General features: G+C 61.3%; 14 protein-coding genes and 1 pseudogene. 2 read left to right on the forward strand and 13 right to left on the reverse strand.

Annotation, left to right across the window (positions count from 1 at the left end):
* Positions 1-357: 357 nt before the first annotated feature.
* From ACS4RS_RS22065 to clpP, 6 genes and pseudogenes are all read right to left on the reverse strand, one after another.
* Entirely contained in the window at positions 358-2556 is a 2199-nt protein-coding gene (locus ACS4RS_RS22065) for an esterase-like activity of phytase family protein (protein WP_449313820.1), read from the reverse strand.
* A 104-nt stretch (positions 2557-2660) separates the two neighbouring features.
* A pseudogene (ribN, locus tag ACS4RS_RS22070) lies at positions 2661-3227 on the reverse strand (riboflavin transporter RibN); the annotation flags it as partial.
* Between the two features lie 106 nt (positions 3228-3333).
* On the reverse strand, positions 3334-3609 hold the full coding sequence (hupB, locus tag ACS4RS_RS22075; RefSeq protein ID WP_003573937.1) for a DNA-binding protein HupB: 276 nt from the start codon (positions 3607-3609) through the stop codon (positions 3334-3336).
* A 206-nt stretch (positions 3610-3815) separates the two neighbouring features.
* The gene (lon, locus tag ACS4RS_RS22080; protein ID WP_012557323.1) at positions 3816-6233 is read right to left on the reverse strand and encodes an endopeptidase La; all 2418 of its coding nucleotides are present in this window, start codon (positions 6231-6233) and stop codon (positions 3816-3818) included.
* Positions 6234-6653: 420 nt separating this feature from the next.
* Entirely contained in the window at positions 6654-7931 is a 1278-nt protein-coding gene (gene clpX / locus ACS4RS_RS22085; RefSeq protein ID WP_003573940.1) for an ATP-dependent Clp protease ATP-binding subunit ClpX, read from the reverse strand.
* Between the two features lie 303 nt (positions 7932-8234).
* Positions 8235-8864 (reverse strand): ATP-dependent Clp endopeptidase proteolytic subunit ClpP, encoded by a 630-nt coding sequence (gene clpP / locus ACS4RS_RS22090; protein WP_003573944.1) that lies wholly within the window; start codon positions 8862-8864, stop codon positions 8235-8237.
* Positions 8865-9280: 416 nt separating this feature from the next.
* Between clpP and ACS4RS_RS22095 the strand changes: the two genes are divergently transcribed.
* Positions 9281-10534 (forward strand): GGDEF domain-containing protein, encoded by a 1254-nt coding sequence (locus ACS4RS_RS22095; protein ID WP_449313821.1) that lies wholly within the window; start codon positions 9281-9283, stop codon positions 10532-10534.
* Positions 10535-10741: 207 nt separating this feature from the next.
* The gene (locus tag ACS4RS_RS22100; protein WP_439009282.1) at positions 10742-11986 is read left to right on the forward strand and encodes a cytochrome P450; all 1245 of its coding nucleotides are present in this window, start codon (positions 10742-10744) and stop codon (positions 11984-11986) included.
* 15 nt (positions 11987-12001) lie between these two features.
* Here ACS4RS_RS22100 and pstB read toward each other — a convergent pair whose 3' ends face one another.
* The 7 genes from pstB to ACS4RS_RS22135 all read right to left on the reverse strand — a co-directional run bounded on the left by pstB (position 12002) and on the right by ACS4RS_RS22135 (position 20096).
* On the reverse strand, positions 12002-12808 hold the full coding sequence (gene pstB / locus ACS4RS_RS22105; protein WP_439009281.1) for a phosphate ABC transporter ATP-binding protein PstB: 807 nt from the start codon (positions 12806-12808) through the stop codon (positions 12002-12004).
* Positions 12808-13665: a phosphate ABC transporter permease PstA gene (gene pstA, locus ACS4RS_RS22110; protein ID WP_439009280.1), complete on the reverse strand. Its 858-nt coding sequence runs from the start codon at positions 13663-13665 to the stop codon at positions 12808-12810. The genes pstB and pstA overlap by 1 nt, the downstream gene beginning before the upstream one ends.
* 1 nt (position 13666) lies before the next feature.
* Entirely contained in the window at positions 13667-14644 is a 978-nt protein-coding gene (gene pstC, locus ACS4RS_RS22115; protein WP_439009279.1) for a phosphate ABC transporter permease subunit PstC, read from the reverse strand.
* Between the two features lie 82 nt (positions 14645-14726).
* Entirely contained in the window at positions 14727-15749 is a 1023-nt protein-coding gene (gene pstS / locus ACS4RS_RS22120) for a phosphate ABC transporter substrate-binding protein PstS (RefSeq protein WP_439009278.1), read from the reverse strand.
* A 334-nt stretch (positions 15750-16083) separates the two neighbouring features.
* Complete coding sequence (locus tag ACS4RS_RS22125) at positions 16084-18216, reverse strand: bifunctional diguanylate cyclase/phosphodiesterase (protein ID WP_449313980.1); 2133 nt, start codon at positions 18214-18216, stop codon at positions 16084-16086.
* Positions 18217-18444: 228 nt separating this feature from the next.
* A complete protein-coding gene (locus ACS4RS_RS22130; RefSeq protein ID WP_439011785.1) occupies positions 18445-18789 on the reverse strand; it encodes a cupin domain-containing protein in 345 nt (114 codons plus the stop codon).
* 23 nt (positions 18790-18812) lie between these two features.
* Positions 18813-20096, reverse strand: a complete 1284-nt coding sequence (locus tag ACS4RS_RS22135; RefSeq protein WP_439009276.1) for an O-acetylhomoserine aminocarboxypropyltransferase — start codon at positions 20094-20096, stop codon at positions 18813-18815.
* Between the last annotated feature and the right edge of the window lie 86 nt (positions 20097-20182).

Here is a 20182-nt window from a genome sequence, read left to right on the forward strand (position 1 = left end):
GACCCACCCTTGCTGAAGGTCTCACACCTCTCGTTCGTCATCGCAGGCCTTGCGCCGAGCATCCACTCGCACGCGTGAGAGGCCGCGGCATGGATCCTCGGCTCAAGGCCGAGGATGACGGAGTGTGAGGGAATGTCCGTGCCAAACTCCAACCTCACCGCACTGCGCGCTGTTGGAATTGTTCCAGCATCTCGCCTCCTGCCAGTCGCGTCCTCCCAATCTCCGTCATGCTCGGACTTGATCCGAGCATCCATGCCAAAGCACTCTGCTTGCAAATGCGGACGCCTCATGGATTCTCTGCATCAAAAAAGAGGCCGGGCTTTCGCCCGGCCTCTTCCTTTAACTCTCTATCACCACTCAGTTCGTCGCGTTCAGCTCAACCGGGAAGAACAGCGTCTCGCCTGAGGAATCGCTGACGCCGTCGTTGTCGGTTACGGCGTAGGGCTTGCCTGAGGCGTCGAAGGTGAAGCCTTCGAGCTTGTCGAGCACATAGCCGTTGGTCGCGGTCTTCAGTTCGCCGAGGAAGTCGTGGGCTTCGGTCTTCTTGACGACGGGCAGTTCGCCGCCGAGCTTGGCGGGCTTCAGCTCCGAGATCGCCACCTTGTAGAGCTTCTTCAGCTTGGCGGCATCGCCGACGAGGTTGTCGCGTTCGATGATGTAGACGCTGTCGCCCTGCGCCGAGATTTCAGACAGGCCGACCCAGCCGCTGTCCGTCTTGTCGAGCGGATAGCGCACGGCACCCCATTCCTTCTTCTTCGGGTTGTAAGAGACGAGCTTGACGAAGCCCTTCTCGTCGTCACCCCATTCGCGCTGGACGGCCATCCAGAGCGTGGCATCGTCGCCGGTGCCGACAATGGTGACGCCTTCGAAGCCGTAGCGGATTTCGTTGGCGGCGAGTTCCTTCGGCAGGGCGATCTCGGCCTTGATATCGCCCTTTGCGTTGACGTTGTAGAGGGCGTGCGGAACGAGACGCTCGCTGTAACCTTCCGAGGCGAGCCAGAAGGAGCCGTCGGCGGCGACCGCGATGCCTTCGATGTCGAGCTTCTGGGCCGGGGCGCCGTCACGCTTGACGACGAGAGCATCGGTGATCACCGCCGGCTTCTTGCTGGCATCGATCGTGTAGATCGTCGGCTGCGAGCCGAGAACGCTGTCGCTGACGGCATAGAGCATGCCCGGCTTGCCGGGAACGGCGGCGAGACCCGAAAGGGCTGCAAAGCCGATCGGATTGCCGTCCTTTTCGGCGGAGACGATCTGCGGATAGGCTTTCTCGCCTTCCGAACGCTCATAGATCATCACATGCGAGCGCGTGCCGCCGTCCTTGCCAAGGTCGAGCTCGTTGGCGGTGGCGAAGAGATTGCGCGCGGGGATGGCAATCCCACCTTCCGGGGAAATGCCCGATGGCAGCAGCTGTACGAGTTCGGGGTCGGCGCCGGTATCCTTATAGACGCCGACGACCGAGGCACGCTCGGCGAGCAGGAAGAAATATTGATCATCGCCGAACTTGGCGGCTTCGAGGCCTTCCGGCTCGACGCCCTTCGATCCCGAACGGCTTTCCGGATAGTGGCCGATATGGGCGACGGCGCGTTCGAAGGATGCGCGCGATTCGTAGAGAAGCTTGCCCGTCTTGTCGAAGATGGTGAAACCGCGCGAGCCGCCCTGGTAATCGCCCTCATTGGCGATGACGAGGCGGTTATCATCAAGCCACTTCACGGCGTCCGGCTCACGCGGCACGCCCTTCAATTCGCCGGTAAATTTCAGGGCGCCGTCACGCTTGGTGTCGATGCCAGTGAGATCGACGCTGCCGGCGGAGAAATGCGTTTTCACCTGAGCCGTCGTGGCATCGATGATGACGATCTCGTTGTTTTCCTGCAGCGTCAGCGCGATCTCGTTGAGGCCGTTGAAGGCGACGAATTCCGGCTCCGGATCCTCAGGGGCGACGCCGGCAAGACCGGTCAGCGCCACGTGCTTGATGGTGCCGCAATCAACAGTGCCGTTCTTGACCTGGAAGACGACCAGATCGCCGGCCGGCATCTGCGGGATCTTGCCGTCATTGACCTCTTCGTCGCGCTCGTTTTCGATCGCGATGGCGCCGAGCGTCTTGTCCTTATTGAGCGCGATCAGATCCGGCTGACCGCCGAGATCGCAGGTGTTTTCGATCTTCTTCGTCGCCACGTCGACGATCGCCAGACGGCCCGAGGGCTTTGCCTTGCTTTCGGAGGTATTGACGGCGACCAGCGCCTTGCCTGCGCTCGAGGTGACCGATGTCGGCTCGCCGTCCATCATCAGCGCGCCGCCTGGTTTCGGGGCCTTGGCATCGGTGATGTCGATGAAGCCGATCGCGCCGAGCGGGCTGTCGCTATAGATCAGCGTGTTGCCGTCGTCGGTCGCGGTGATGATTTCGGCTGAGGTCGCCGAAAGCTTGTCCTTGTCGGCAGGCAGGTTCTGGGCGACCGGGAAGGAGGCGATGCGGTTGAAAACCGGCTCGGCGGCGGCCGGGAAGGCAACGGAAGCGAGAAGCACGGCAGCAAACGCTGCCTTGCGCGATGAAATTGTCATGAAATCCCCCATGTGTCGAACATTCGAAACATAGGTTTTCTGCGGGAGTGGCATGACAGAGGCATGACAGATGCGACATTTTGCGCCGGATCACGTCAGGTGGGCTACCGCTCCCTGCGCATCTCGCTTCGCATGATGAAGAGCGAGGCGGCAAGGATGAGAGCTGCCCCGAGCCAGAGGTAGCCCGCCGGCGCATAACCGAAGAACAGCCAGCCGGCCAGCACATTCAGCGGCAGCTTCAGATCGTCGAAGGGCTGGACGTAGGCGGCATCGGCTGCGGCATAGGCAAGCGTCAGGAAATACTGTGCTGCGGCGGTCAGCAGCCCCGCCAGCAGGAACAAGGCAAATGTTGCACCCGTCGGCACGGCAAAGCCTGCCGCAAGCGCCAGCCCGCCGTTTATCGGCGTCAGCAGCACGAGCAGCCAGACGGTAATCGTCTCCGGGCGCTCGATGCCCGTCAGGCTCTTGGTGATCAGCGACGAGGCGCCCCACAGCAGCGCGGAAAGCACCGGCAGGAGTGCCGCCCAGCCAAAGCCGTCCGACCATGGCTGCAGGATGATCATTGCGCCGGTGAAACCCGCAGCGGTCGCCGCCCAGCGGGCCGGGCCGACGCGCTCGCCGAGGAAAAGCCGGGCGCCGAGAATGATGAAGAAGGGCGAGGTCATCACCAGGCCTGGCGAAGCAAAGGTCTGGCAAAGCAAAAGGGGTCCGGCAAAGCCGAACCCCTCCCAAATCCTGCGCAGCCGGTCTCGTTTACGGCTGGCGGATAATCTCAGATCAGCCGTTGACGGCGTCCTTCAGGCCCTTGCCGGGCGTGAACTTCGGCACGTTGCGAGCCGGAATGTCGACTTCAGCGCCCGTCGACGGGTTGCGGCCCTTCGATGCTGCACGATGAGAAACGGTGAAGCTGCCGAACCCTGCGAGGCGGATGTCGCCCTTGTTCTTGAGTTCACCTTGGACAACGTCAAAAACCGCGTCAACAGCGGAAGCCGCGTCAGACTTCGTCAGTCCTGCCTTTTCGGCGACTGCGGACACGAGTTCATTCTTGTTCATGTTTCCACCCCTTTCTAAATGGTACGAAACGACTCAAAAGTAAGCTAGGCGCAGAATAGGTTTCATCAGGCCCGCCGGGAACCCAAAAGCCCTGCAAATCAAGGAAAAGCAAGCGTCTCCATGACGTTTTCACAAAAAAGGCTGGCGTTTTCGCCAGCCTTTTTCCGTCTTTTCAGTCAATGGGGCATAAATGTGGCCGAGGCCACTCAATGCGCTATGGTTGCGCCCGTCTCGTCGAGGCCTTCGACCGAGGTGATGACAGGCGTCTCCACCGTGCCGTCCCATTCGATCGGCTCCGGCCGCCGGATCAGCGCATGCTTGATCACCTCGCCCATGCGGGACACAGGGATGATCTCCATGCTGTTCTTCACGTTGTCTGGAATCTCCGCCAGGTCCTTGGCGTTTTCCTCCGGAATCAGCACCTTCTTGATGCCGCCGCGAAGCGCTGCGAGCAGCTTTTCCTTGAGACCGCCGATCGGCAGCACACGGCCGCGAAGGGTGATTTCACCGGTCATGGCCACGTGCCTGTTCACCGGGATACCGGTCATGATCGAGACGATGGCGGTCGCCATGGCAACACCGGCCGAGGGGCCATCCTTCGGCGTCGCGCCTTCCGGCACGTGCACGTGGATGTCGCTCTTGTCGAAGCGCGGCGGCTCGATGCCGAAATCGACAGCGCGCGAGCGGACATAAGAGGCCGCCGCCGAGATCGATTCCTTCATGACTTCCTTCAGATTGCCGGTGACCGTCATACGGCCCTTGCCCGGCATCATCACGCCTTCGATGGTCAGCAGCTCGCCGCCGACTTCCGTCCAGGCAAGACCGGTGACAACGCCGACCTGATCCTCGCCCTCGGCTTCGCCATGGCGGAAGCGCGGGACGCCCAGATAGTCGGAGATGTTGGCGGCCGTCACATGCACGGACTTCGTCTTGCCCTTGATGATCTCGGTGACCGCCTTGCGGGCGAGCTTCATCAGTTCGCGCTCGAAGCTGCGCACACCGGCTTCACGGGTATACTGCTGGCTGATCGCCATCAGGGCGTCGTCGCTGACCGAGAATTCTTCCGGCTGCAACGCATGTTCCTTGATGGCCTTCGGCAGCAGATGCCGCTTGGCGATCTCGCGCTTTTCATCTTCGGTGTAGCCGGCGATACGGATGATCTCCATACGGTCCATGAGCGGCGCCGGGATGTTCAGCGTATTCGCCGTCGTGATGAACATCACGTCCGACAGGTCGTATTCGACTTCCAGGTAATGGTCCATGAAGGTCGAGTTCTGCGCCGGATCGAGCACTTCGAGCAGAGCCGAAGACGGATCGCCGCGATAGTCCTGGCCGAGCTTGTCGATTTCGTCGAGCAGGAACAGCGGGTTCGACTTCTTGGCCTTCTTCATCGACTGGATGACCTTGCCGGGCATCGAGCCGATATAGGTGCGGCGGTGACCACGGATTTCGGCTTCGTCGCGAACGCCGCCGAGCGCCATGCGGACATACTCACGGCCGGTCGCCTTGGCGATCGATTGGGCGAGCGAGGTCTTGCCGACGCCCGGAGGGCCGACGAGGCACAGAATCGGGCCCTTGATCTTGGTGGCGCGAGCCTGCACGGCCAGATATTCGACGATGCGCTCCTTGACCTTGTCGAGACCGAAGTGATCGGCTTCGAGGATCTTCTCGGCATTGTTGAGATCGGCCTTGATCTTCGACTTCTTGCCCCAGGGAATGCCGAGCAGCCAGTCCAGATAATTGCGCACGACGGTGGCTTCAGCCGACATCGGGCTCATCTGGCGCAGCTTCTTCAGCTCCGCATCGGCCTTTTCACGGGCTTCCTTGGAGAGCTTTGTCTTGGCGATGCGCTCTTCCAGTTCGCTCATCTCGTCGCGGCCTTCCTCGCCGTCACCGAGTTCCTTCTGGATCGCCTTCATCTGTTCGTTCAGGTAGTATTCGCGCTGGGTCTTTTCCATCTGGCGCTTGACGCGCGAGCGGATGCGCTTTTCGACCTGCAGGACCGAGATCTCGCCTTCCATGAAGCCGAGGGCCTTTTCGAGGCGGGCCTTGACGCTGGTGGTTTCCAGCATCTCCTGCTTCTCGGTGATCTTGATCGACAGATGCGAAGCAACCGTATCGGCGAGCTTGGAATAGTCGTCGATCTGGCTGGCGGCACCCACCACCTCAGGCGAAATCTTCTTGTTGAGCTTCACATAGCTTTCGAATTCGGAGACGACCGAACGCGACAAGGCTTCCAGCTCGACCGGATCGTCATGCGGCTCCTCAAGCACGTGGCCGAGCGCCTCATAGAAATCCTCGCGGCTGGTATAGGTGTCGATCTCGGCGCGGGCGCGGCCTTCGACCAGAACCTTGACGGTGCCATCGGGCAGCTTCAAGAGCTGCAATACGTTCGCCACGGTGCCGACCTTGTGGATCGCGGAGGGATCCGGATCGTCGTCACTGGCATTGATCTGCGTCACCAGCATGATCTGCTTGTCGGAACCCATGACCTCTTCGAGCGCACGGATCGACTTTTCCCGTCCGACGAACAGCGGCACGATCATATGCGGGAAAACCACGATGTCGCGCAAAGGCAGAACAGGGTAGGCAGTACTGCTCGCTACAGACGTTTTCTTCGTCATTTTAAGTCCTTTCCATCGTCCCGTTACCGGGCTCTCTGCACGGCCGCTTGGGACCGGCCGGCACTCTCACTTGTTGCTACAAGTGGAGGTTCTGACTACGCTTTTCAAGCCACGCTAACGCCCGCGTTCCCCGGATGTGACAGCCTTATTACAACGGAACGCCAACACTATGAAGCGCGTGGCTGGACCGGCGCTTACCACTTCCAACCGGCTAAAATACAAGCACCAACAATAGGCTTACGGGATCACGGCATCATTGCCAAGCAGTCTTCCTTGCACAACATCGGCCCCTTCCCAACATCGGCAAAGTCAATTCCGGTTCCCATCGGCAAAATACTAACAGTGCCTCGGATGGTTTTTCAAATAGAAAGGGGCCTGCCGATGGCAAGCCCCCAAAATAATCGTGCGAAAGCGCAAAGGTTACGCCGAAGCGTTGGCCTTTTCTTCCTGACGATCGGCATAGATGTAAAGCGGGCGGGCCGAACCGCGCACCACTTCCTCGGAGATGACGACTTCGCGCACGCCTTCCAGCGTCGGCAGTTCGAACATCGTGTCGAGCAGGATCTTCTCCATGATCGAGCGAAGGCCGCGGGCGCCGGTCTTGCGGACGATCGCCTTGCGGGCGATTTCGCGCAGGGCATCCTCGTGGAAGGTCAGTTCCACGTCTTCCATCTCGAACAGGCGCTGATACTGCTTGATCAGCGCATTCTTCGGCTCCGACAGGATCTGGATCAGCGCATCCTCGTCGAGGTCCTCGAGCGTCGCCAAAACCGGCAGACGGCCGATGAACTCGGGAATGAGGCCGAACTTGACCAGGTCTTCCGGCTCCAGTTCGCGCAGGACTTCGCCGACGCGGCGGTCGTCCTGGGCCTTGACGGTCGCGCCGAAGCCGATCGAGGTCTTCTCGCCACGGGCGGAGATGATCTTGTCGAGGCCGGCAAAGGCGCCGCCGCAGATGAACAGGATGTTGGTCGTGTCGACCTGCAGGAATTCCTGCTGCGGGTGCTTGCGGCCGCCCTGTGGCGGAACGGAAGCGACCGTGCCTTCCATGATCTTCAACAGTGCCTGCTGCACGCCCTCGCCCGAGACGTCGCGGGTGATCGACGGGTTGTCGGACTTGCGCGAAATCTTGTCGACTTCGTCGATATAGACGATGCCGCGCTGGGCGCGCTCGACATTGTAGTCGGCCGACTGCAGAAGCTTGAGGATGATGTTTTCGACGTCCTCGCCGACATAACCTGCTTCGGTCAGCGTCGTCGCATCGGCCATGGTGAAGGGAACGTCGATGATGCGGGCGAGCGTCTGGGCGAGATAGGTCTTGCCGCAGCCGGTCGGGCCGACCAGCATGATGTTCGACTTCGCCAGCTCGACTTCGCCGTTCTTGGAGGCGTGCGCCAGGCGCTTGTAATGGTTGTGAACGGCGACCGACAGAATCTTCTTCGCCTGCCGCTGGCCGATGACGTATTCGTCGAGGACCTTGATGATGTCCTGGGGCGTCGGAACGCCATCGCGGGACTTGACCATCGAGGATTTGTTCTCCTCGCGGATGATGTCCATGCACAATTCGACGCATTCATCGCAGATGAAGACGGTCGGTCCGGCAATCAGTTTCCGGACTTCGTGCTGGCTCTTTCCGCAGAACGAACAATAGAGTGTGTTCTTGGAGTCGCCGCCGTTGCTGCCGCTGACCTTGCTCATATCACTTTCCTTCCAGCACGCCGCATTTCAAGGCGAAATCGCGGTCCACTCAATCAGCTCCTGGCGGCACTCCGTCACCGGAGCCTTTGCCGAGAAGGGCTTCAGGGGCTACGAACCGGGCCCAATCGATCATGTCCGGGTTCCGGTGGCAACGAATTCCCCTTCGAATGCCGAATGCTATGTCATAAAATTTCAACATAGCATTAATAGCTACTATTAGCGTCTTCGTCGCCAGTTGAAAGCCCTTGTTCGATCACAAATGAGATAGAACTGTGGCGACGAAAACACCATCCCAATTAATTACTAGGCCTGTTCGCCTTCCATTTCGAGGCGAGACGTCAGAACCTTGTCGATCACGCCCCAGCCCTGGGCTTCGTCCGCATCCATGAAATGGTCACGATCGAGCGTCTTTTCAACTTCCTCGTAGGTGCGGCCGGTGTGCTTGACATAGACCTCGTTCAGGCGGCGCTTCATCTTGAGGATGTCGCGGGCATGGCGCTCGATGTCCGAGGCCTGGCCCTGGAAGCCGCCCGAGGGCTGATGCACCATGATGCGGGAATTCGGCGTGGCGAAGCGCATGTCCTTGTGGCCGGCGGCCAGCAGCAGCGAGCCCATGGAGGCGGCCTGGCCGATGCAGAGCGTCGAAACCGCCGGCTTGATGAACTGCATCGTGTCGTAGATCGCCATGCCGGCGGTGACGACGCCGCCCGGCGAATTGATGTAGAGAGCGATTTCCTTCTTCGGGTTTTCGGCCTCGAGGAAAAGAAGCTGGGCGCAGACGAGCGTCGCCATATGGTCTTCGACGGCACCGGTCAGGAAGATGATGCGTTCCTTCAACAGGCGGGAATAGATGTCGTAGGAGCGTTCACCGCGGTTGGTCTGTTCCACGACCATCGGCACGAGGGCCATTGCGGTATCGACTGGGTTTCTCATGTGCGTCCTTTGTCAACGTCTCGCCGGCCGGCGCCGGGAATCAAAGAAAATGTCTTATCCCTACATAGAGTGTCCGTGCCCTTCTCTTCAAGACACGCATGCGGATAACGTTAAGAAGGCGGGCAAGGCGGCCCTGGCTGTAGCCTCTTTCCAACAAGCGCGTGTTAACGGCGAGCCCATGGCACCGCCTTCCCCGGCTTTTCTCCATGACAGTATGAAGGAAAGCTTACTCCATTCGAGAGTGCTCACACACATTTACCCGGCAGAAAGCCTACCGGCAGATATCCGCCCAAAACCATGCCGCGGCGCAGCAGCATTAAGGAAGTGGCGAGCTTCCTCGGCAAGGATGCAGGCCAACAAATCGGGGCCGGCAGACAAGGCCACCCGATAAGACAGACGGGCAAGGGGTTGCTGCCGTGTTCAATATCGCTACAGGTCTCGCCATCTGGTGTTCGGAGGCCATGACGCTCGCTTTGGTGCTGTTCGTCGCCTGGCGCCACAATGTCCGGAACGAGGCCTATCTCTATTGGGGCCTCGGCTTTCTGCTGACCGGCATCGGTTTTGCGATGATCGCGCTGCGCGACCAGGTCCCCAGCCTGCTGTCGATAGAGATCGGCAATGCCATCGCGCTGCTCGGCCAGAGCGCCTGGGTGGCGGGTTTTCTGGCGCTCGACCGCAAGAAGATCGAATGGTGGGCGCTGCTGCCGCCGGCGATCTGGCTCGCCGGGGTCTTCCTGCCCTGGGTCAACAGCGACTATTCAAACCGGGTGGTGCTCTACAACCTCGCTTCGGCGACAGGGGCAACGGCGCTTGCCCTGGCGGTCTCGGCCGGCGACATGCGCCGCGAGCGTACTCGCGTCAAGCTGATGGGCGTCTTCGTCATCCAGGGCTGCCTGTGCTTCGGCTCGGCGCTGACAATGGCGTTGACGCTGCCAAGCGATATCGAGGCAACCAATCTCGGCGGCGCCTCCGCCATGGCAAGCGCCTTCCTGCTGACCATCGCCTTCGCCTTCACCTGCCGGCTGATCATGGAGCGCTCGGAGCGGCACCTGCGCGCCCTCACCCTGACCGATTCGCTGACCGGTGTGCTCAACCGCCGCGGCCTGCTCGGCTATTTCGACGCCATCCAGGAAAAAGCCCATGACGAGCAGCTCCAGGTCGCGGTGATGCTCTTCGATCTCGACCATTTCAAGCGCGTCAACGACCGTTTCGGCCATCAGTCCGGCGATGCCGTGCTGACCGCTTTCGCCCGGATGGCCCGCCAGTATATTCCAAACAGCATCTTCGGCCGCATGGGCGGCGAAGAATTCGCAGCCTTCGCCGCGGTCACCGACCAGACCGAAGCCGAGGCGATCGCCGAAGCGATCCGCACCGAATTCTGCCGCCTGCCCGTCAGCACCGGCGAAGCCATCGTCCCTGTCACCGTCAGCATCGGCATCGCGCTCGCCTCCTCGCTCGAAGCCAATATCGACAAGCTGATCTCGGCCGCCGACCGGGCGCTCTATGCCGCGAAGGCTGCCGGCCGCAACTGCACGGTCACCTTCGGCGAAGCCGAGGCGGCTGCGCCAGCACCGGCGACGCCCAGCACCACGGCCGGCGAACTCGTGCCGACGGTCGACGACCAGGTCGAGGCGCTGCGGCGCATGGGTACGCTGTCGCGGGCCGGTTAGAGCTCGGCTTTACGCGAGTCGTTACCCCCCGGAACCGCTGCACACCTTCGGGCGACAGGCGTTGGCATAACCCTGAAATCAGAATCGAATCTTTGGGTTGGACGCAAACCTTAATGTGATGGTGCGTCCGGCCTAAAATCAACTGATCCAGGATCGCCCCTGCCCCGCATCTATCCGAGGCCCGGCAAATCCGCTAAGCCTCGGGGCATGATGATACCGCCCTTTCTCTCGATCGACCGCTCAAGCCGCCACGTCTCGCTGGACGCCCGCAATCCGGCCTTCTACGGCGATCCGAATGCCGTCTATGCCGCACTTCACGCCCATTGCCCGACCTTCTACTGGAGCGAACAGAAGCAGTGGTTCTTCACCGGTTACGACCATGTGAACGGACTGCTGCGCGACCGCCGATTCGGCCGGCAGATCCTGCACATCGCCAGCCGCGAGGAGCTCGGCCTTGCCGAGCCGATGCCGCATCTTGCCAGTTTCGATCTCTCGGAACGTTATTCCCTGCTCGAGCTCGAACCGCCGGAGCACACGCGGCTGCGCACGCTAGTCAACCGCGCCTTCGTCTCCCGCCACGTTGAGAAGATGAAGCCGGAGCTTGCCGAGCTCGCCAACCGGCTGATCGACGGCTTTGCCGACAGGCGCGAGGTCGAGCTGCTCTCGGCCTTTGCCGACATCATCCCGGTGACGATGATCGCCCGGATGATCGGCATTCCCGAGGAGATGGGGCCGCAGCTGCTTGCCTGGTCGCACGCCTATGTCCGCATGTACATGTTCGGCCGAACGCGCGAGCAGGAGGATGAGGCCGAACGGGCGGCGAAGGAGTTTTCCGACTACGTCAGGACCGTCATCGCCGAGCGCCGCGCCGAGCCGCGCGACGACCTGCTCACCCACATGATCCATACCGAGCACAAGGGTCAGTATCTCACCGAGGAGGAGCTGATCTCGACGACGATCGTGCTGCTCAACGCCGGGCACGAGGCGACCGTGCACCAGATCGGCAATTCCGTCCACACCATCCTCGAGAGCGGCTCAGATCCGGCGGACCTCTTCCGCGACGAGGCGACGATCGAGCGCACCGTCGAGGAAACCCTGCGCATATGCGCGCCGGTCCACATCTTCCAGCGCTGGGCGCTGGAGCCCGCCGAAATCGACGGCGTCTCCTTCCAGCGCGGCGACAAGGTCAGCCTCATCCTCGCCGCCGCCAATCTCGACCCGGCGAAATTCACCGATCCGCTGGCCTTCCGGCCCGACCGCAACGAGGCGGCGAACCTTTCCTTCGGTGCCGGCATCCATTTCTGCATCGGCGCGCCGCTGGCGCGGCTGGAACTCAATGTCGTGCTGCCGATCCTGTTCGCAAGGCTTTCCGGTCTGAAGCTGGCGAAGACGCCCGTGGTCAAGGACGTCTACCATTTCCACGGGCTTGACCGGCTGGATCTGCAGTGGTGATCCAGCCCTGACAGATCAGCCGTAGCGGCCGGTGATATAGTCTTCCGTGCGCTTGACCTTCGGCGACTGGAAAATTTCGGCCGTCGGGCCGTATTCAATCAGTTCGCCGAGATACATGAAGGCGGTGTTGTCGGAGATGCGGCTTGCCTGCTGCATGTTGTGGGTAACGATGACGATGGTGAAGTCGCCCTTCAACTGCGCGACGAGCTCCTCCACCTTGGCGGTCGAGATCGGGTCGAGGGCCGAGGTCGGCTCGTCGAGAAGCAAAACCTCCGGGCGCAGCGCGACCCCGCGGGCGATGCAGAGACGCTGCTGCTGGCCGCCGGAAAGACCGAGGCCGCTGCCCTTCAACTTGTCCTTGACCTCGTCCCAGAGGGCGGCCTGACGCAGCGCCTGCTCGACGCGGATGTCCATCTCGGCCTTGTTGAGGCGCTCATGGTGGCGAATGCCGTATGCGATGTTGTCATAAATCGACATCGGGAACGGCACCGGCTTCTGGAACACCATGCCGACGCGGGCGCGCAGCTCGTTCATCGAAAAGCCCGGGTCGAGGATGTTCTTGCCGTCGAGCTTGATCGAGCCGGTGGCGCGCATCTTCGGATAGAGCATGTAGATGCGGTTGAGGATACGCAGCAGTGTGGACTTGCCGCAACCGGACGGACCGATCAGGGCCGAGACCTGGCGCTCGGGGAAGCTCAGGCTCACATCCTTGATCGCGTGGGCGTCGCCATAATAGAAATTGACTTTCTCAAGCGCGATCTTGTCCCTGGCAAGCTGCTTTTGCGGCTTGCTAGCGTCGAAAGTGTCTGCGGACTGAAGCATCATTTCCCACCTTTTCGGTTGAGGACGGAGCGCGATACGACGCTCAGGATCAAAACGACGGCGGTCATCACGAAGGCACCGGCCCAGGCGAGATTCTGCCATTGCTCATAGGGGCTCATAGCGAACTGGAAGATGACGACGGGAATGTTCGCCATCGGCTGCGACATATCCAGGCTCCAATACTGGTTGTTCAAAGCCGTGAAGAGGAGCGGCGCGGTTTCGCCCGAAATGCGGGCGATCGCCAGAAGAATGCCGGTCAGTATGCCGGTGGAGGCGGCGCGATAAAGCACGTTGACCGTGACCTTCCAACGCGGGATGCCGAGCGACAATGCTGCCTCGCGCATGACATCGGGAACCAGCCGCAGCATCTCGTCGGTCGTGCGCACCACGACCGGCAGAAAGATGAAGGCGAGCGCGATGCCGCCGGCAAAGCCGGAAAAGCGCGCCGTCGGGCGCACGACCAGCTCGTATACGAACAGGCCGATGATGATCGACGGTGCCGAGAGCAGGATGTCGTTGACGAAGCGGATTGCCTCGCCAAGCTTTTTGCCGCGGGCGAATTCCGACAGATAGGTGCCGGCCAGCACGCCGATCGGCGTGCCGATGACGACGGCCAGCACGACCATCAGCAGGCTGCCCATGAAGGCGTTGGCGAGACCGCCGCCATCTTCGCCGGGCGGCGGCGTCATTTCGGTGACGAGGCTGGGGCTCAGTGCCGACAGGCCGTGGATCAACGTCGTCCAGAGGATCCAGACCAGAAAGACCAGGCCGAGCGCGGTCGCAAGGCCGCAAAGCGTCAGCGCAATTGCGCTGCCGATCTGGCGGCGGCGGTAAAGGGAACCCGAATACGTGGCCATATTATTCCCCTCTCTGCTTTGCCATGCGCACCAGCATGAGCTTGGCGGCCGCCAGAACGATGAAGGTAACGACAAAGAGGATGAGGCCGAGGGCTGCGAGCGACGACCGGTAGAGGTCGTCCGAAGCCTCGGCAAACTCGTTGGCGAGCGTCGCGGCGATCGAGGTGCCGGGCTCCATCAGCGACACGGCGATATTGTGGGTGTTGCCGAGCACGAAGGTCACCGCCATGGTCTCGCCGAGCGCGCGGCCGAGACCGAGGAAGATGCCGCCGACGACGGCGGTACGGGTGTGCGGGATGACGATGTCGCGCACCACTTCCCACTTGGTCGAACCAAGCGCATAGGCCGATTCCTTCAGCTGCGCGGGCACGACCAGGAAGACGTCGCGCATGACCGAGGAGATGAAGGGAATGATCATGATCGCTAGCACGATGCCAGAGGTCAGCATGCCGATGCCGAGCGGCGCGCCGGAAAACAGCACGCCGATCCCCGGGATCGGGCCCAGCCAGTCGATCAGCACCGGCTGGATGTAATCCGACATGAAGGGAGAGAAGGTGAAGAGACCCCACATGCCGTAGATGATCGACGGGATGCCGGCGAGAAGCTCGACGGCGCCGCCGATCGGGCCGCGAAGGGAGCGCGGTGCAACTTCGGTGATGAACACGGCGATGCCGAGGCTGACGGGAACGCCGATGATCATGGCGAGCGCCGAGGTGACCAGCGTGCCGTATATGGGCACCAGCCCTGCGAACTGCTCGGCGACCGGATCCCATTCCGTGCCGGTGAGGAAGCCGAAGCCGAAGGTCCGGAATGCCTGAAACCCGCTCAAGGCCATGGAAACTGCGGCAGCCAGCAGCGCCGCCAGAACGAACAGGCCGCAGCCCAGAACTATCCAGTAAAAAATACGATCGCCGGTCGCGCCGTCGTGACGCTTCACGCCCGTTCCGGAGGCGGGCAGCGATGCCAATGCTTCGCTCATATCAATATGCTCGACTGCTTTGAGGAAAGGCATTCGGGGCGGAAAGCCTCGCTTTCCGCCCCGACCGCAGGTCTTGCAGGGATCAGCCCTTGAAAGAAGCCGTCCAGTAGTCTTCGATCTGCTTCACCAGGGTTTCCGGAAGCGGAACGTAATCGAGGGAAGAGGCTTCCTTCTGACCGTTTTCGAGCGCCCACTTGAAGAAGGCGAAGGCAGCCTTGGAGCGCGCCGCATCCTTCGGATCCTTGTACATGATCGCCCAGGTCGTGGCGGTCACCGGCCAGGCCTTTTCACCCGGCGCGTTGGTCATGATCAGGTAGAAATCCTGAGCCTTGGTCCATTCGGCGCTGGCGGCAGCCGCCGAGAAGCTATCGGCATTCGGCTTCGGATATTGGCCGGCAGCGTTCTGGATCAGAGCGTAGGGCAGCTTGTTCTGCAGGGCGTAGGCATATTCGACGTAGCCGATCAGATCCTTCACGCGCGTGACATAGGCGGCGACGCCTTCATTGCCCTTGCCGCCGATGCCGACCGGCCAGTTGACGGCGGTGCCTTCACCGACCTTGCTCTTCCAGTCTTCGTTGACCTTGGAGAAGTAGTTCGTCCAGTTGAAGGAGGTGCCCGAACCGTCCGAGCGGTGGACGACGGCGATCTGGCTGTCGGGCAGCTTCAGGCCCGGGTTCAGATCGGCGATGGCCTTGTCGTTCCACTTGGTGACGTTGCCGAGATAGATATCGGCAAGAACCTTGCCGGTGAGCTTCAGCTCGCCCGACTTGATGCCCTTGACGTTGATGACCGGAACGATGCCGCCGACGATGAGCGGGAACTGGCCGAAACCGCCATCCGACAGTTCCTTGGGCTCGAGCGGCTTATCGGATGCGCCGAAATCGACCGTTGCAGCCTTGATCTGGGCGATACCGCCGCCCGAACCGATCGACTGGTAGTTCAGCTTGTCGCCGGTCTGCTTGTTGTAGTCGGCGGACCACTTGGACAGAACGGGATAGACGAAGGTGGAACCGGCGCCGGTGATATCGGCAGCAGATGCCGAAACCGCCAGAGCGGCAACAAGGCCCGCACCGAGGCAGGCCGAGAGGAGTTTCCTGGTGAGCATATGAAGCGCTTCCCTAATGGAATGGACAGGATGACGAGACCAGCGCCATGGAGGGGGTGCCATTGTCTGGAGCGCTGAAATCCCCGTCACATCAGGCGGGCTAGGCGCGTTTTATTACAGCTTAATGACGCTTTTCGACGGTCGAAGCCGCGTGCATCGAATACCGCACCTGCGTCCTTCCAGCTAAATCGCAGATTTAACAAAGCTTTAGCAAAAAACATCGGAACAGATTGACGCATGGCGCTGCGGTGGATTGCCGCAGCAAGAAGGGAAATGCCTCGTTCAGGCTTCCCAAACGAGAGCCCCTGCAGCTGCAACGCCCATCGATGGCGCGTCAGGCGGCTGCCTCTTCTTCCAGCTTGCTGGATATGTCGCGTGCCGACATGGGTCTGCCCATCAGATACCCCTGAAGCTGATCGCAGCCGGCCTCTCGCAAGATTGCCGCCTGGCGGCTGTTCTCGATGCCTTCGGCGGTCACGGGAATCTGCAGGGCGGTCGCAAGCGAAATGGTCGCCCGAAGGACGTCGGCGCCGTTGGCGCCTTCATCGAGAGCGGACACAAGCGAGCGGTCGATCTTCATGCGGTCGAAACCGAACTGCCGCAATGCGCCAATGCTGGCGTAGCCGCAGCCAAAATCATCGAGAGCGAACTTTATGCCGACGCGCTTGAGTTGACCTATCGACCGCCGGGCCTGATCCGGATTCGTCATCAGGACGCCTTCGGTAATTTCCAAGGTCAGGCGCTTTGGATCGAAATCAAGTTCCTGCAGGACCGAAATCACCTCGGCGGCAAATTCGGGATTGCAGAGCTGGATTGGCGAGACGTTCACAGACAATGCCAGATCGGGCCAGTTCCTGGCATGCTCGATCGATGTTCTCAGCATGTGAACGCCAAGCGCATCGATGAGGCCGCACCTCTCTGCGAGCGGGATGAAAATCTCCGGGCTGATGTTTCCCGTTGCGGTTCGCCAGCGCGCCAGCGCTTCAAGACCGGTGACAGCGCCTGTCGTGGCAGAGACGAGAGGCTGAAAAACGGCCTCGATCGCACCACTGCCGATGGCGCCTTTCAACAGGCCTTCCAGTTCGGCGACCCGTCGGCGCTCCTCGTCCAGCTCGGGATCGTATTCGATCGCCTGGCCTCGGCCATTTGCCTTGGCGCGATAGAGAGCCATGTCCGCTCTGCGCAGAAGCTCCAAGGACTTAACGTCTCCGTCGCCGGCGGCAGCTCCGATGCTTGCGCCGACTTCGATCGTCCGGCCGTCGATTTTGAAAGGCTCGGCAAACAGCGCCAGAATGGTTTTTTCCATATCTTCGCAGGTGGCGGACCCAATGTGCACCAGCGCAAATTCGTCGCCTCCCAGCCGGGCCGCGGCAACGACTTCGGGGTGGCAGGCCATCAGCGCGTTCGAGACCAGCCGGATCAAATCATCGCCGACAGCATGCCCCCAGGCATCGTTGACGGCCTTGAAACCATCGAGGTCGACCAGATAGAGCCGTGGCGGCGAAGAGCCCGAACTCTTAAACTCTTCCAACAGACTGAGAAGGCCATGTCTGTTCAACAGACCGCTAAGGCTGTCATGGCCCGCTTCAAAAAGCGCTGCTTGCGCCAATTGGCGCAGGCGCCGCGCCTCGGACGCGCCGACCATCAGCACGCCGATCAGGAAGAGCGCAAGGATGGCGACGGCGGCCGCGATATAGGGTGTTACCTGCTGAAACACGGTGCTTCCGGGCGCTTTGCTCGGCCAAACGAGGTAGCCGATGACGGCCCCCTGCATGTCCGTGATCGGCGTGTTCAGAAATTCCGGCCTGGGCTTCGTCTCAAGGTGCAAGCCTTCAAGTTCATGTTCGTTCGAGAGCGCATCGAGAACTCCGGGCGTAAACTCCTTGTAGAAGGTCAGCGTGCTGAGCTTCGGAAGCTCGGTGGCGGCCTCGTATGGCTGGATCGCCTGCGATGCGAGCAGGGCGATGCCGCTTTCGGTCTTGATGAAATTGACCACCGGGGCCCGCGCGGGATCGGCAGCGGCTCTGATCTGCCCATAAAAGCCTTCGCCGAAAAAGGCGCTCGGCTGGAAGGGCTTGCCTTTGGCATAGGCGGAGACGATCGAAGAGCGGTCGGGGCCGATAACGACCGCGCCGTCATAGAGCGCGTAATCTTCGCTGGTCTTCCCCCAATTTTCATAGGCCCAATCGGCGGCGGTCGGAGACGAGGCTGCACTATAGGCATCGTCCCAAATGGCATTATCAGTCGTCGTCCCGCTTAGGCGCGCCACAAAAGCTCCGATTGCCGCACGGGCGGCGCGCGTGGCCCGGGCATCATCGATCTCATTCGCCGACCGGGTCATCTTGACGACGACATGCGCCATCAGGCCGGTCAGGATAAGTGCGACGACAAGGAAACAGACGGTCGTCGCGATGATGGAAGAGGTTTGGGTGCGAACGTGCCTACCTGCAAGATCGACGACATGCAAATTCCGCAAAAATTAACTGCAAGGCCATGTCTGTGGGACGGCAGGAGACATCATGTCCGCTATGCGCTGCGGACGAGATATAGCATTTTGACAATGTAGGCCGGATTAATGGGATTGGTTAAAAGCGTCCTATCCGGCACGAAGGCGCAGCCATTTGCGGAAAAACGGGCCGTCCTCGCTGCAAATCGGGACAGGCCCTCGGCAGCGGCGGCGATTTGCCGGCGCGGCTTAAACCTTGATCACATAATCCTTGCGAGTCGTTTCAATGACTTCCCACGTCCCGTTGAAGCCGGGTCTCAAAATCATCCGGTCGCCGGTCTTCAGATGAACCGGCTCGCCGCCGTCCTCGGTCACGATCGAATGGCCGGACAGCAGGCTGAAATATTCCCATTCCTCATAAACGATCCGCCACTTGCCCGGCGTCGCCTCCCATATGCCGGAATAGAGCCCACCTTCGGCTTCCTCCAGGTTCCAGGTGCGGAAATGCGGATCGCCGGAAATGATCCTGCCGGGCTGCGGGGCGCCGAACTCCGGTTCGACGCCGTCGATGCTGAAGGGAATGAAATTTGCCATAGTCGTCACGGACCTCTCCGGCGTCAGATTTTCGAGAGCGCCTGTTCGAGATCGGCGATGATGTCCTTGACGTCCTCGATGCCGACGGAAAGGCGCACCACGTCGGGCCCGGCGCCGGCAGCGATCTTCTGTTCGTCGCTCAACTGCCGATGCGTCGTCGAGGCCGGATGGATGACCAGCGAGCGGGTGTCGCCGATATTGGCAAGATGGGAGAAGAGCTGCAACCCCTCGACCAGCGTCTTGCCTGCCTCATAGCCGCCCTCGACGCCGAAGGTGAAGACGGAACCGGCGCCTTTCGGCGAGTAACGCTGCTGCAGGGCGTGGTTGGGGTCGTCGTCGAGGCCGGCATAATTGACCCAGGCGATCTTGCTGTGCGCCTTCAGCCACTTTGCGACGGCGATCGCATTGTCGCTATGGCGCTGCATGCGCAGCGGCAGCGTCTCGATCCCAGTCAGGATCAGGAAGGCGTTGAAGGGCGAGATCGCCGGGCCAAGATCGCGCAGGCCGAGCACGCGGGCAGCGATCGCAAAGGCGAAATTGCCGAAGGTGGCGTGCAGGACCATGCCGTTATATTCCGGCCGCGGGCTCGACAGCATCGGATAATTGCCGGATTTCGACCAGTCGAAGGTGCCGCCATCGACGATGAGGCCGCCCATCGAATTGCCGTGACCGCCGAGGAATTTCGTCAGCGAATGCACGACGATATCGGCGCCGTGCTCGATCGGGCGGAGGAGATAGGGCGTCGCCATCGTATTGTCGACGATCAGCGGCAGGCCGTTGCGATGGGCGACATCGGCAATGGCGGCGATATCGACGAAGGTGCCGCCGGGATTGGCCAGGCTTTCGATGAAGATGCCGCGCGTCTTGTCGTCGATCTGGCTTTCGAAGCTTGCCGGCTCGGCGGGATCGGCCCAGCGCACCTGCCAGCCGAAATTCTCGAAGGCGTGGCCGAACTGGTTGATCGAGCCGCCATAGAGCCTGTTGGCGGCGATGAAATTCTCGCCGGGGCGCATGATGGTGTGGAAGACGATCATCTGCGCCGCATGGCCGGAAGCGACGGCAAGTGCCGCCGTGCCGCCTTCGAGCGCTGCGACGCGCTCTTCGAGCACGGCCTGAGTCGGGTTCATGATGCGGGTGTAGATGTTGCCGAAGGCCTGCAGGCCGAAGAGGGCGGCGGCATGATCGGAATCGTTGAAGACGTAAGCTGTCGTCTGATAGATCGGCGTGACCCGCGCGCCGGTCGCCGGGTCGGGCTGGGCGCCGGCATGGATCGCCAACGTGTTGAATCCCGGATCGTTCTTGGCCATGTCGTCCTCCAGTTGTTGCTGACGGGCAGGATCATAGCCTGTCGCTTACGAAAGTTAATCGCGATCCGTTTCAACCCATGTGCGTT

This window comes from Rhizobium sp. F40D2 (genome assembly GCF_051810745.2).
Classification (GTDB): domain Bacteria; phylum Pseudomonadota; class Alphaproteobacteria; order Rhizobiales; family Rhizobiaceae; genus Rhizobium.